The organism is Streptomyces sp. NPDC048560, assembly GCF_040650955.1.
Taxonomy (GTDB): domain Bacteria; phylum Actinomycetota; class Actinomycetes; order Streptomycetales; family Streptomycetaceae; genus Streptomyces.
Map to the genome: position 1 here is coordinate 83684 of NZ_JBEZIJ010000002.1, position 13769 is coordinate 97452.

Annotated in this window: 11 protein-coding genes; 6 read left to right on the plus strand and 5 right to left on the minus strand. The window is 72.4% G+C overall.

The features are described from left to right. Positions 1-27: 27 nt before the first annotated feature. On the minus strand, positions 28-2064 hold the full coding sequence (locus tag AB0C82_RS07125; protein WP_362837214.1) for a heavy metal translocating P-type ATPase: 2037 nt from the start codon (positions 2062-2064) through the stop codon (positions 28-30). A 96-nt stretch (positions 2065-2160) separates the two neighbouring features. On the opposite strand from AB0C82_RS07125, the gene AB0C82_RS07130 reads away from it, so the two are divergent. From AB0C82_RS07130 to AB0C82_RS07150, 5 genes are all read left to right on the plus strand, one after another. Next, positions 2161-2535 (plus strand): metalloregulator ArsR/SmtB family transcription factor, encoded by a 375-nt coding sequence (locus AB0C82_RS07130; RefSeq protein WP_362837216.1) that lies wholly within the window; start codon positions 2161-2163, stop codon positions 2533-2535. 126 nt (positions 2536-2661) lie between these two features. Further along, on the plus strand, positions 2662-3156 hold the full coding sequence (locus AB0C82_RS07135; protein ID WP_362837218.1) for a lamin tail domain-containing protein: 495 nt from the start codon (positions 2662-2664) through the stop codon (positions 3154-3156). A 258-nt stretch (positions 3157-3414) separates the two neighbouring features. Beyond that, positions 3415-4479 carry a biotin/lipoate A/B protein ligase family protein gene (locus AB0C82_RS07140; protein ID WP_362837220.1) on the plus strand — a complete coding sequence of 355 codons (1065 nt, stop codon included), beginning with the start codon at positions 3415-3417 and terminating at the stop codon, positions 4477-4479. A 79-nt stretch (positions 4480-4558) separates the two neighbouring features. Beyond that, positions 4559-5320 carry a GntR family transcriptional regulator gene (locus AB0C82_RS07145; protein WP_362837222.1) on the plus strand — a complete coding sequence of 254 codons (762 nt, stop codon included), beginning with the start codon at positions 4559-4561 and terminating at the stop codon, positions 5318-5320. A 192-nt stretch (positions 5321-5512) separates the two neighbouring features. Then, positions 5513-6868 (plus strand): amidohydrolase, encoded by a 1356-nt coding sequence (locus AB0C82_RS07150; protein ID WP_362837224.1) that lies wholly within the window; start codon positions 5513-5515, stop codon positions 6866-6868. Positions 6869-6982: 114 nt separating this feature from the next. Here the strand turns inward: AB0C82_RS07150 and AB0C82_RS07155 are convergent, their stop codons facing one another. The 3 genes from AB0C82_RS07155 to AB0C82_RS07165 all read right to left on the minus strand — a co-directional run bounded on the left by AB0C82_RS07155 (position 6983) and on the right by AB0C82_RS07165 (position 11133). Beyond that, a complete protein-coding gene (locus AB0C82_RS07155) occupies positions 6983-9205 on the minus strand; it encodes an NADP-dependent isocitrate dehydrogenase (protein ID WP_362837226.1) in 2223 nt (740 codons plus the stop codon). Between the two features lie 99 nt (positions 9206-9304). After that, entirely contained in the window at positions 9305-9982 is a 678-nt protein-coding gene (locus AB0C82_RS07160; protein WP_362837228.1) for a response regulator transcription factor, read from the minus strand. After that, positions 9979-11133, minus strand: coding sequence for a sensor histidine kinase (locus AB0C82_RS07165; RefSeq protein ID WP_362837230.1), 1155 nt, complete (start codon positions 11131-11133; stop codon positions 9979-9981). Before AB0C82_RS07165 ends, AB0C82_RS07160 begins: the two co-directional genes overlap by 4 nt. A gap of 168 nt (positions 11134-11301) precedes the next feature. On the opposite strand from AB0C82_RS07165, the gene AB0C82_RS07170 reads away from it, so the two are divergent. After that, positions 11302-12285 (plus strand): carboxymuconolactone decarboxylase family protein, encoded by a 984-nt coding sequence (locus AB0C82_RS07170; protein WP_362837232.1) that lies wholly within the window; start codon positions 11302-11304, stop codon positions 12283-12285. 27 nt (positions 12286-12312) lie between these two features. Here AB0C82_RS07170 and AB0C82_RS07175 read toward each other — a convergent pair whose 3' ends face one another. Then, positions 12313-13752, minus strand: a complete 1440-nt coding sequence (locus AB0C82_RS07175; RefSeq protein WP_362837234.1) for an amidase — start codon at positions 13750-13752, stop codon at positions 12313-12315. Positions 13753-13769 lie beyond the last annotated feature (17 nt).

Consider the following 13769-nt stretch of genomic DNA (forward strand, 5'->3'; position numbering starts at 1 on the left):
GTCGCCTCCCGGTGGGGACCCGCCCGGTCAGTGGCTGTCGTCCGCAGGAGTCGCGGTATGGGTCCGGGCCGCGCCGTCGTCCGCCGGTGCCGCGGCGCGGGTCCACGCCGCGTCGCGGAGCAGGCGCAGGCCGTTGAGGCCGACGATGACCGTCGAGCCCTCGTGGCCGAGTACCCCCAGGGGCAGCGGCAGATGACCGGCCAGGTCCCAGACGACCAGGCCGGAGATGAACACTCCGGCGATGACCAGGTTCTGGACGACCAGGCGACGGGCGGCGCGGGAGAGGGCCATGACCGCCGGGACGGTGGCCAGTTCGTCGCGGACGATGACGGCGTCGGCCGTCTCCAGGGCCAGGTCGGAGCCGGCGCGGCCCATGGCGATGCCGGTGTGGGCGGCGGCCAGGGCGGGGGCGTCGTTGACGCCGTCGCCGATGACGAGCACCTTGCGGCCCGCCGCCTCCTCCCCCCGTACGGCGGCGACCTTGTCCTGCGGCAGCAGTCCCGCTCGGATGTCGGTGATGCCGACGTCGGCGCCGAGACGGGCCGCGGCGCGCGGGTTGTCGCCGGTCAGCAGCATCGGCGTACGGCCGGTGAGGGCGGTCAGGTCCTTCACGGTGCTCGCCGCGTCCGGGCGGAGCCGGTCGGCGACGGCCAGGACACCGACCGCGACGCCGTCACGCCGGACGAGCACGGCGGTGCGTCCGTCGTTCTCCAGCTCGGTCGCCAGCGCGGCGGCGGACCGGTCCGGCGCGGTTTCCGGGGCGGCGGGGAGGAGGCGGGCCGGGGAGCCGACCGTGACGGTGCGGCCCTGGACCGTGGCCGTCACGCCGGTGCCCGGCGCCGAGGTGAAGTCCCCGGCGGCCGGTACGCGCAGGCGGCGTTCCTGGGCTGCCGCGACGACGGCGCGTGCCAGGGGATGTTCGCTGGGGTGCTCGGCCGCCGCGGCGAGGGCGAGCAGTCCGTCCTCGTCGAGGCCGCTGTCACGCAGTGGACGGATCGCGGTGACGCGCGGGGTGCCCTCGGTCAGGGTGCCGGTCTTGTCCAGGGCGACCGCGTCGACCTGGCCCAGGCGCTCCATGACGACGGCCGACTTCACCAGCACTCCGTGGCGCCCCGCGTTGGCGATCGCGGACAGCAGGGGCGGCATGGTCGCCAGTACCACCGCACAGGGCGAGGCGACGATCATGAAGGTCATCGCCCGCAGCAGCGCACTCGTCAGATCGCCGCCGAAGGCCATCGGGACGAGGAAGACGGCGAGGGTGGCTGCCACCATGCCGAGCGAGTAGCGCTGCTCGACCTTCTCGATGAACAGCTGGGTGGGCGCCTTCGTCCCGGACGCTTCGGCCACCATGGCCACGATCCGGGCGATCACGGAGTCGGAGGCGTCCCGTTCGACGGTGACACGCAGGGCGCCGGTGCCGTTGAGGGTGCCGGCGAAGACCTCGTCCCCCGACTCCTTGGTGACCGGCAGGGGCTCGCCGGTGATGGTGGCCTGGTCGACCTCACCGGCGCCCTCCACCACCCGGCCGTCCGCACCGACACGCTCACCGGGCCGGATCAGGATCGTGTCACCGATCCGGAGGTCCTCGGTGGCGACCGTCTCCTCACCGCCGCCCGGGGTCAGCCGCGTGGCGGTGGCCGGGGCGAGGTCCAGCAGACCGCGCACGGCGTCCTGCGTGCGGGCGGTGGCCAGCGCCTCCAGGGCGCCGGACGTCGCGAAGATGACGATCAGGAGGGCGCCGTCCATCACCTGGCCGATCGACGCCGCCCCGATCGCGGCGACGATCATCAGCAGGTCGACGTCCAGGGTCCTGTCCCGCAGTGCACGAAGGCCCTCCAGGGCCGGTTCCCAGCCGCCGGTGACGTAGGCCAGTCCGTACAGCGGCCCCCACGCCCAGGCGGGAGCGCCCGTCAGCTGCAGAGGGAGCGCCGCCAGGAAGAGCACGAGCGCGGCGCCGGCCCAGCGCGCCTCCGCCAGAGCGAGGACGCGTGTGCGGCGGCGCGGCGGTGTCGCGGGACCGGCCTGCGCCGCCCGTTCCGGACGTTGCAGCAGAGCAGGAGACATGACAAATCAACCCTTCACGGGCAGGCGGCCGACGACGAGCCCACCATACAGGAACACATGAACAGGTCTTCATGTGTTATCAGTAGGATGGGCTCCATGGGTCACGGAGCCGACGACAAGCCAACCGCCACCACACGTGAACGCCTGGACGCCGTGGGGACCGCCGACGTCGCCGCGACCCTCCAGGCCCTGGCCACCCCGTCCCGGCTGCGCATCCTCGCCCGGCTCCAGGAGGGTCCCTGCGCGGTCGGCGATCTCGCGCAGGCGGTGGACATGGAACCCTCCGCCTGCTCCCACCAGCTACGGCTGCTGCGCAACCTCGGCCTGGTGACGGGCGAACGCCAGGGCAGGTCGATCGTCTACGCCCTGTACGACCACCATGTCGCCGAGCTCCTCGACCAGGCCCTCTTCCATGTCGAGCACCTCCGCCTCGGCCTGCGGGACACACCCGTGGCGGCGGAGGCTGACTGACCTCCGCCCGGCCGATCGGGTCGAACAGTCTTGCCATTGCCCTCGGCAAAGGCTTTCCACATATGCGGAGTTCGTTCGCTCGGTAGTCTTCTGCCCTCATCAGCACCAATGAGGGGGGTACCTCACGTGCGCAAGCACCTTGTCGTCGCCACTGCCATAGCCACCGGCCTCCTGGCCACGCTCGCCGCAGTTCCGGCGCAGGCCGCCGAGTACAGCTCGGCCCTGAAGATCCGGGGAGTCCAGTACGACGCGCCCGGACGCGACTCCAACAGCTGTTCCTCGGGCAACACCCGCGAGGAATACCTGACGCTCAAGAACTACTCGTCCAGCACGACCGTCAACCTCAGGGGGTACGCGGTCAAGGACACCGCCGGCAACAAGTTCACGTTCACGGCGAACCACTACCTGCAGCCCGGGGACTACATCAAGCTGCGCGGCGGTAACGGCACGGACTCCGACGCCAACAACGTCGTCTACCGCGACAACTGCAACTTCATGTGGAACAACGACAAGGACACGATCTACCTCTACAAGCCCTCGGGCAGCCGCTCCGACGTGCACGCCTACTCGAAGTCGGCGAACGACCGCGACGGCAACGGGTACATCACCTTCCACAGCTGAGCCCGTAACGGGCCCGTCCCGCAACAGAGGGCCGGTTCGCGCGGACGTGCGCGCGAACCGGCCCGGCCGCCTGTCAGACCGTGACCACCCGCCGGAGCGACAGATCACGCGAGGACCGGCCGGGCGGGCCGGTACCGCCGGCCCCCGTTCCTGAACCGGTCCGCCGCGACATGTGCGGATTAAACCGCACTGCGGCAGGGTTGTCCCTGGTCGGAGCCGACTCGCGGAGCAGGGTCGGGCGGACGTGGAGGCACGGCTGTGCACGGTGAGTACAAGGTCCCCGGCGGCAAGCTCGTCGTGGTCGATCTGGAGGTCGAAGGCGGCGTACTGCGCCACGTACGCGTGGCCGGTGACTTCTTCCTCGAACCCGACGAGGCCATCGTCGCCATCGACGCCGCGCTGGAGGGCGCGCCCGCGCACACGGACACCGCCGGCCTCGCCGCGCGCATCGAGGCGGCCCTGCCTCCGTCCACGGTGATGTTCGGGCTGTCGGCGGAGGGCGTGGCCGTAGCCGTACGCCGGGCACTCGCGCAGGCAACCGAGTGGAGCGACTACGACTGGCAGCTCGTCCACGACGCCCCGCAGTCCCCGGCCCTGCACATGGCACTGGACGAGGTCATCACCGCCGAGGTCGCCGCGGGCCGCCGCCCGCCGACCCTCAGGGTCTGGGAGTGGGACTCCCCGGCCGTGATCATCGGCAGCTTCCAGTCGCTGCGCAACGAGGTCGACCCCGCGGGCACCGACCGGCACGGCGTCTCCGTCGTCCGGCGCATCTCCGGCGGCGGGGCCATGTTCGCCGAGCCCAGCAGCACCATCACCTACTCGCTCGCCGTGCCGCAGTCCCTCGTCTCCGGCCTCTCGTTCGCCGACAGTTACGCCTACCTCGACGACTGGGTCCTGGAGGCTCTCGGCGACATGGGCATCAAGGCCTGGTACCAGCCGCTCAACGACATCGCGACCGAGGTCGGGAAGATCGCGGGTGCGGCCCAGAAGCGTGTCGTGGGCCCGGACGGCGGTCCCGGCGCGGTGCTGCACCACGTGACGATGTCGTACGACATCGACGTCGACAAGATGCTCGACGTCCTGCGCATCGGCAAGGAGAAGATGTCGGACAAGGGCACCCGGAGCGCGAAGAAGCGCGTCGACCCGCTGCGCCGGCAGACCGGTCTGCCCCGTCAGACCGTCATCGACAACATGATCGAGTCCTTCCGCAAGCGCCACGGACTCACCCGGGGCGCGGTCACCGCGGAGGAGCTGGCACGGGCCGAGGAGCTCGTCCGCACCAAGTTCGGCACGGCGGAATGGACGGCCCGGGTGCCGTAGCGTGCGCGGCGCATATCCTCGCCCGGGCACGCCGAACGCGGAGCGGAAGCCGAGCGCAGGACGGAAGAGGACGGACACCGTGGCGGAGAGAAGCAGAACAGGCTCAGCGGCCACCGACAGCGCACCGGGCACCCACGCCACGGACCCGCCCGCCGCCGCCTCCCTCAGTGCGCAGGCACGCGAGTCCATCCTGCGTCGCATCGTCGACCGCCGGTACGCGCAGGGCGCGCGCCTCGTCGAGCGGGAGATCGCCGAGGAACTGAGCATGTCCCGCGTTCCGGTGCGCGAGGCGCTGCGCGCCCTCGTCACCGAAGGGCTCCTCGAACTGCTCCCGCACAGCGGCGTACGCGTCCGCCGCCTCGGGCGCGCCGACGTGGAGCACCTCTACGAGGTGTGGGAACCCCTCGCCGTGCAGGCGTCGAGGCTGGCGGCGCGTACCGTCGCGGCGGGCGACACCGAGGGGGTGGCCGCGCTGGCGGCGGCCCTGCGTCAGGCCGAGTCGGCGGCGGCGGCGGACGAGGGCACCCGGGAGGTGGCCGCCCACACGGCGTTCCACGAGGGGGTCGTGGCCATGTCCCGCAACCCGCTGCTCGCCCGCACGATGGAGCAGCTGAGCTGGCAGCTGCGGCTGTTGTTCGGTATGCGCGAGGAGCCGGCTCACATGCGGGCCCAGCACGCGGAGATGCACCGGCACATCAGCAACGGCGACGCCGAGGCGGCTGCCGCGAGCACGCTGCTGCACGTACGGGACAGCCGGACGGTCGCCCTGCGCTCCCTCTTCGGCTCGGACGTCGGCTCGGACGTCGGCTCGGACGTCGGCTCGGACGTCGGCTCGGACTGACTCGGCCACAGCCCTTGGTGTCGACTTCAATCGACCTCAGCGTCACTCCCGCCTCTTTGTATACCAACTCCTCGAACAATCCTCCCCGCCTCCCCCTGACACGCACTTTCCTTGCCTCGATCGGACTCTTGGTATACAAACTGGCGGGAGGCGTCGCCGCGCCCTCGACCCACGCCCGCCGAAGGAGTCCCCATGCAGCCGTCCTCGCCCGCTCCCAGCGCGCTCTCCCGCCGCACGATGCTGGCCGCTGCCGCCGCACTCGCCGGCACCACCGCCGTGACGGCCGCCGCCCCCGCCCAGGCCCACCCGTCCGCCGCACCCGCCTCCCCCGCTCCGGCCACCGCGTCCGGAGCGGCCGGGCGCCGCGACCGGGCCGTGGTGTTCCGTGACGTCCGTCCGCTCGGCGCCGCTGAGGCCACGGACCTCGTGGTGGTCGACGGCCGTATCGCCGAAGGACCCGCACCCCGCGGCGCGAAGGTCGTCGACGGCGGCGGCCGGATCGCCCTGCCCTCCCTCGTCGACGCGCACATCCACCCCGACAAGACGACCTGGGACGGCTCGTGGGTCTCACGGCGCCCGGCGAGCGGCATCGCCGACTACGTCGAACAGGACGTGGAGCTGTTCCGCAGCCAGCGCCGCCCCGTCGCGGAACGCGCGTACGGCCTGATGGCCCACGCCGTGACCCGCGGTACGCGTGCGATGCGCGCCCACGCCGACGTCGCCCCGGCCTACGGACTGGCCGGGGTGGAGGGTGTGGCGCAGGCCCGCGAGCGTCTGAGCCACGCACTGGACGTGCAGATCGTGGCGTTCCCGCAGCACGGAGTCATCCGCACCCCCGGCACGGCGGCCCTGCTGGAGGAGGCGGCGCGCCAGGGCATCGTCGACATGATCGGCGGCATCGACCCGATCGGCTTCGACCGGGCCCTCGACGAACAGCTCGACCTCGTCTTCGGCATCGCGGACCGCCACGGCGTCGGCGTGGACATCCATCTGCACGACCGCGGTGAGACGGGCATGAAGGCGATGCGCGGCATCATCGACCGCACCCGCGCGCTGTCCCTCACCGGAAAGGTCACCGTCAGCCACGTGTTCTGCCTGCCGGGCCTGTCGGACCGTGAACTCGGCGCCGTGGCAGCCGACCTGGGCGATCTGGACATCGCCCTCACCACGGTGGCGCCGTCGGGTTCGCTGGTGCTGCCGATCGACCGGCTGCGCGAGCACGGCGTACGGGTCGGGCTCGGTTCGGACGGTGTGCGCGACTCCTGGAGCCCGTTCGGCAACGCCGACATGCTGCACCGTGCGCATCTGCTCGGCTGGGTGACGGACGTACGCCTCGACCAGGAGCTGACCGACTGCTACCGCGTCGCGGCCCACGGCGGCGCGGAGGTCATGGGACTCGCCCACGCGGACTTCGGGCCCGGCGCACCGGCCGACTTCGTCCTCGTCGAGGGCGAGTGCCTGCCCCAGGTCGTCGTCGACATGCCCCGGCGCGACGTGGTCGTGCACCGCGGGGCCGTCGTGGCGCGCGACGGCGTGTTCCTCGACTGACGGCACGGCACCTGGGGGCACGGCTCACGCGGCACGGCACGCACGACCGCCCCGGCCGGGCAGGATGCCGGCCGGGGCGGAGCGCTGTGCGGGAACCGCGTGGGGTCGCTCGGGTCAGCCGAGCGTGGCGACGGCCTGGTTGAACGTGGCCGAAGGGCGCATCACGGCCGCGGCCTTGGCCGGGTCGGGCTGGTAGTAGCCGCCGATGTCGACCGGCGAGCCCTGCACCGCGATCAGCTCGTCGACGATGGTCTGCTCCTGCTCGGCCAGCGTCTTGGCGAGCGGCGCGAACGCCTCGGCGAGCTTGGCGTCGTCGGTCTGGGCCGCGAGCTCCTGGGCCCAGTAGAGCGCCAGGTAGAAGTGGCTGCCGCGGTTGTCGATGCCACCGAGCTTGCGGCTCGGCGACTTGTCCTCGTTGAGGAACGTGCCGGTCGCACGGTCCAGCGTGTCGGCGAGGACCTGGGCGCGCGCGTTGCCCGTGCTCGTCGCGAGGAACTCGAAGCTGGCCGCGAGGGCGAAGAACTCACCCAGGCTGTCCCAGCGCAGGTAGTTCTCCTTGACGAGCTGCTGGACGTGCTTCGGGGCGGAGCCGCCGGCGCCCGTCTCGAACAGGCCGCCACCGTTCATGAGCGGGACGACGGAGAGCATCTTCGCGCTCGTGCCCAGCTCGAGGATCGGGAACAGGTCCGTGAGGTAGTCACGGAGCACGTTGCCGGTGACGGAGATGGTGTCCTCGCCGCGGCGGATGCGCTCCAGGGAGAAGGCGGTGGCCTCCACCGGCGACATGATCTCGATCCGGAGACCGTCCGTGTCGTGGTCGGCCAGGTACGTCCTGACCTTCTCGATGAGCTTCGCGTCGTGCGCGCGGGTCTCGTCGAGCCAGAACACGGCCGGGTTGCCGGTCGCGCGGGCGCGGGTGACGGCGAGCTTGACCCAGTCCTGGATCGGCAGGTCCTTGGCCTGGCACATCCGGAAGATGTCACCGGCGCCCACGGCCTGCTCCAGCACGGCGTTGCCGTCGGCGTCCAGGACGCGCACGGTGCCCGTGGTGGGGACCTCGAAGGTCTTGTCGTGGCTGCCGTACTCCTCGGCCTTCTGCGCCATGAGACCGACGTTGGAGACCGAGCCCATCGTGGACGGGTCGAAGGCACCGTTGGCACGGCAGTCGTCGATGACGACCTGGTAGACGCCCGCGTAGCTGCTGTCCGGGAGGACTGCGAGGGTGTCGGCCTCCTGGCCGTCCGGGCCCCACATGTGGCCGGAGGTGCGGATCATGGCCGGCATGGAGGCGTCGACGATGACGTCGCTGGGGACGTGCAGGTTGGTGATGCCCTTGTCGGAGTCGACCATCGCCAGGGCGGGGCCCTCGGCGAGCTCGGCTTCGAAGGACGCCTTGATCTCGTCGCCCAGGTGGGGCACCGAGTCGAGGCCCTTGAGGATGCCGCCGAGGCCGTCGTTCGGCGTCAGACCGGCCGCGACGAGCGCCTCGCCGTACTTGGCGAACGTCTTCGGGAAGAAGGCGCGGACCACGTGACCGAAGATGATCGGGTCGGAGACCTTCATCATCGTGGCCTTGAGGTGCACCGAGAAGAGGATGCCCTCGGCCTTGGCACGGGCGATCTGCGCGGAGAAGAACTCGCGCAGCGCGGCCTCGCGCATCACGGCGGCGTCGACGATCTCGCCCGCGAGGACGGGTACCGACTCGCGCAGGACGGTGGTGGTGCCGTCGTCACCGACGAGCTCGATGCGCAGGGTGCCGGGCTCGGAGACGACGACGGACTTCTCGGTGGACCGGAAGTCGTCGACGCCCATCGTGGCGACGTTCGTCTTCGAGTCGGCCGACCAGGCGCCCATGCGGTGCGGGTGCGCCTTGGCGTAGTTCTTCACCGAGGCGGGGGCGCGACGGTCGGAGTTGCCCTCGCGCAGAACGGGGTTGACCGCGCTGCCCTTGATCTTGTCGTAGCGCGCGCGGACGTCCTTGTCCTCGTCGCTCTTCGCGTCGTCCGGGTAGTCCGGAAGCGCGTAGCCCTGCGCCTGGAGCTCCGCGATCGCGGCCTTGAGCTGCGGGATCGAGGCCGAGACGTTCGGCAGCTTGATGATGTTGGCGCCGGGAGTCTTGGCCAGCTCGCCGAGCTCGGCGAGTGCGTCATCGATACGCTGGCCGGCTTCGAGGCGCTCCGGGAAGCTGGCGATGATCCGGCCCGCCAGGGAGATGTCGCGGCTTTCCACCGTGACACCGGCCGTCGAGGCGTACGCCTCGACGACGGGCAGGAACGAGTACGTCGCCAGCGCAGGGGCCTCGTCGGTGTGCGTATAGATGATGGTCGAGTCAGTCACCGGGTGCTCCGCTCCACGTCTGCAACATTGCTTGACATCAAGATATCTCCTAGCCGGTCCCCTCTCCACAGGGCCCCGCCCCCGTTCTCGCACGGAACGTCATCTGCGCCGGGGTTCGACCAGCCCCGCCTCGTACGCGAAGACGACCAGCTGGGCCCGGTCCCGGGCGCCGAGCTTGATCATGGCGCGGCTGATGTGGGTCTTGGCGGTGAACGGACTGACCACCATGTGGGCGGCGATCTCCTCGTTGGTCAGCCCCCGGGCGGCGAGCGCGGTGACCTCGCGCTCCCGGCGCGTCAGGATCTCCAGGCCGGGCGCGGTCGCACGGTCGGGGGGCCTGGAGACGAACTCGCCGATCAGCCGGCGTGTGATGGCGGGCGAGAGGAGGGCGTCGCCGCGCGCGGCGACCTTGATGGCCTGGAGCAGCTCGGCGGGTTCGGTGTCCTTCAACAGGAATCCGGCGGCGCCCGCGCGCAGCGCGTCGAAGACGTACTCGTCGAGGCCGTAGTTGGTCAGGATCACGACGTGCACCCCGGCCAGCCTGGGGTCGGCGGCGATCTCGCGGGTCGCCTCGATACCGGTCATCACGGGCATCTGCACGTCCATCAGCGCGACGTCGGGAGCGTGGCGGCGGGCGAGCTCCACGCCCTGGCGGCCGTCGGCGGCCTCTCCGACGACCTCGATGCCTTCCTCGGCGTCCAGCAGCGCCCGGAATCCGGCCCGCATCAGGGCCTGGTCGTCGACGATCACCACCCGGATCGTGTCCTGGTTCCTCACGTGGCCGCCCGCCCCGGCTGCCGTGCGGCGCCGGTGAGCGGAAGCTCGGCGCGCACCGACAGGCCTCCGCCGGCCCGGGGTGCGACGACGAGGGTGCCGCCGAGCGCGGTGACGCGTTCGCGCATACCCGTGAGACCGGTGCCCGGGGTGACTGTGTCGCCGGGCCCGCACGGGCCCTGGTCGTCCACCGACACGACGAGGCTGCCGGCCGTGTAGCCGATCCGTACGGTGGTGCCGGCCCGGTCGGCGTGCCGGGCGACGTTGGTGAGCGCCTCCTGAACGATGCGGTACGCGGCCCTGTCCACGTCCGCCGGCAGTGGCCGTACCCGGCCTTCGGACGTGACGGCGAGCGAGATGCCCGCCGCGCGGGCCCGCTCGGCCAGCTCCCCCATCCGGTCGAGTCCGGGGCCCGGCTCCGCCGCGTCCGTACGCAGGACCTCCAGCGTGGCACGCAGCTCACGCATCGCCTCGCCGCCCGCCTCCTGGATGGCGAGGAGCGCGGGTTCCACCTCGGCACCGCGTTTCCGGGCGAGGTGGACGGCGACTCCGGCCTGGAGTTTCACGATGGAGATGGAGTGGGTGAGGGAGTCGTGCAGCTCCCGGGCGATACGGAGGCGCTCCTCACCGGCCCGGCGCAGCGCGGTCTCCTCCCGGGTGCGTTCGGCGTCGAGGGCGCGCTGTTCGGTCTGGCGCAGGTAGGCCTGCCAGTTCTTGTCGATGAGTCCGGTGACTCCGGCGCACAGGAACCAGCCGAGCAGGAGCAGGCTCCGCTCGACGGAGTCCCGGGTGTCCGTGGTGGTGGCGAGCAGGACGACGACGTAGCCGGCGAGGAAGACGCCGCCCGCGGCGACGCCCGCGGCGCGGTGTCCGCTGCGTGCCGCCGCGTGGACGGCGACCAGCACGGGAAAGGCCGCCCAGGTGCCGGGGTGTGCGTGCAGGACGTACGCGGACATGCAGAGGGTGGTGACGGCGAGCACCGCGCGCGGTGCTCTGCGGTGTGCCGCCAGCGCGAGCGAACCGGCCGCGACGAGCAGCAGGTCGAGAACGCCGGGCGCGGACGCGGCGACGGCCGCGAGTGCGACCGCCGCGCCGATCACCGCGGCCAGTACCGCGTCCAGCAGTTGCGTCCGCCGGCCGATGTCCCCGTGCATGAGCCGCACCCTAACTCCCCTGCGCAGCACGGCGCGTCATCCCGGGAGACCGGCTCCGTGCTACTCCCGGCGGAGTAGCCGCCGCGGCTGGACGTCGGTCCGGCGCAGCGTCGAATGCCTTCCCGTGTACGACGACCGGGGGCGGGCCGGGGGGTGAGCATCGTCCCCATGACCGGACACTTCAGATACACCTCGCCCCAGCCGCCGAAGGCCGCGACCGGAGTGGTCGCCGACGTCTACGCCCAGGTGGCCACCGACTTCGGGATCGAACGCGCCTCCACCTTCGTCGTCCTGTCGGCGGCGCCGCCCCTGCTTACCGCGACGTGGGCCCTCGTACGCGAATCACTGCTGGCCGGACATGTCTCCCGTACGGACAAGGAGGTGGTGGCGGCGGGGGTGTCGCTGGCCAACCGGTGTCCGTTCTGCGTGGTCGCGCACACCGTTCTGCTCCACGCGACGGGTGACCACCGGCTGGCGGAGGTGGTCGGCGGCGGCGGGCTGCCCGACGACCCACGCCACCGCGAACTGCTCGCCTGGGGAAAGGACATGAGTACCCCGCAGCCGTTCCCGGCGGCGCACGCGCCGGAGCAGATCGGGACGGCGCTCGCGTTCCACTTCGTCAACCGCATCGTGTCCTCGCTGCTGACCGAGGACATGCTGCCGGGAGGCGCCCAGAAGTACCGGCTGGTGCGGAGCGTCGCGGGCCGGTCCCTGGCCCGCACCGTCCGCCGGGAGCTACGGCCCGGCGCGAGTCTCGCGCTGCTCGGAACGGAAGGTGCGGAGCCCGCCTGGGCCGCGGGCACTGCGGTCGGTACGGCCTTCGGGGCGCTGCGCTCGGCCGCTCACCTGGGCGCGGGTCTGCTGAGCGACGAGGACGCGGCGCTCGTACAGGAGTCGGTGGCCGGCTGGGACGGTGTCACGCCCCTTCCGCTCAGCGGTGCGGAACTTCCGGACCGGACCGAGCGGCCCGGCGCCCGGCTCGCGCTGCTCGCGGCACGGGCCCCCTACCGGATCACCGACGCGGACGTGGCGGCCTGGCGCGTGCCGCCGTTCACCGACCACTGCCTCGTCCATCTGATCGCCTTCGGCGCGATCTGTGCCGTCGAGCGCGTCGAGGCGAACCTGCCGGCGCACTCCGAGAGGCCCGCGTGAACGGCGTGCGGGCGGGGGCTCGGGTGGTCAGCGCCCGTCGCCCTTCTTCGGCCCCGGTCCGCGCGGGAGCGGCGGCCGGTGCTCGAACCAGCGCCGGTCGGACTCCAGTTGGGCGGCGAGCGAGATGAGCCTCTCCTCGCTCCGGGACGGCCCCAGCAGTTGGGCGCCGATCGGGAGGCCGTCGCCGGTGAAGCCGGCGGGGACGCTGATCCCGGGCCAGCCGAGGACGTTCCACGGCCAGGCGTAGGGGCAGGCTGCCGCCATCGCGACATCGGTGCGCCAGGCGCTGAGGCCGTCGAACGCGCCGATGCGCGGCGGCGGCGCGGCGGTCGTCGGGGTGAGCAGTACGTCGAAGCCGGATGTGTCGAAGAGGGCGCCGATACGCCGGTGCTGGCGCACTTCGCGGGCCCGGGCGGCGCGCACGATCCGGCCGCCGAGGCGGGTGCCGGTGCGCAGGGCGCTGCGGGTGCGCGGGTCGAGGAGCTCGGGTTCGGGGTGGAGTGCGGCGAGTTCGGCGATGCCGGCGGTGGCGCGGGGGACGAACGAGAGACCGATCAGCCCGTAGCGGGGGCGGGCCTCCTCCACGTGGTGGCCCAGGCGGGCCAGGGTCCCGGCGAGCGCGGAGACGGCACGGCGGACCTCGGGGTGGGGTGCCGTGCGGGTGAGGGTGAGGGCCGGCTGGAAGGCGACGGCGATCCGCAGGGTGCCGGGGTCACGGCGGGCCGCGGCCGACGCGCGGACGGCGGGCGGGCGGTGCGGGTCGGCGGGATGCGGTCCGGCGACGGCGTCCAGCAGGAGGGCGGCGTCGGCCACGGTACGGGCGAGGGGGCCGTTGACCGTGAGTCCCTGGAAGGCGTCGCTCTGCGGGTGGACGGAGATCCGGCCGCGCTGCGGTTTGATGCCGACGAGGTGGGTCCACGCGGCGGGAATGCGGACGGAGCCGGCGCCGTCCGAGCCGAGCGCGGCGGGGACCAGGCCTGCGGCGACGGCCGCCGCGGACCCGCCGGACGAGCCGCCCGGTGTGTGTGCCGTGTTCCAGGGGTTGCGCGTGGCACCGAAGGCGGGCCCCTCGGTGAACCCCCACTGGCCCAGTTCGCAGCTGTTCGTCTTGCCGACGACCACCGCCCCGGCCGCGCGCAGCCTGCGTACCACCTCGCTGTCCGAGGTGGCCGGCGGCCGTTCGCCCTCGCAGCCGAAGTAGGTGGGCATACCCGCCACATCGGTGTCGTCCTTGACCGCGACCGGCACACCGAGAAGCGGGAGCCGCTCCCCCGCCGCGAGCCTGCGGTCCGCTTCCGCGGCCTCGGCGAGCGCGGCCTCGGGGCGCAGTTGCCGGAAGGCGTTGAGGGTGGGCTGCGTCGCCTCGATGCGGGCGAGTGCCGCGGCGACCAGTTCGGTGGAGGTGGTCAGTCCCTCCGCGAGGCGGCGCGCGCTCTCCGCCAGGCCGCTCGGGTCTGCTGAGGGCATGGGCCGACACCTCCACG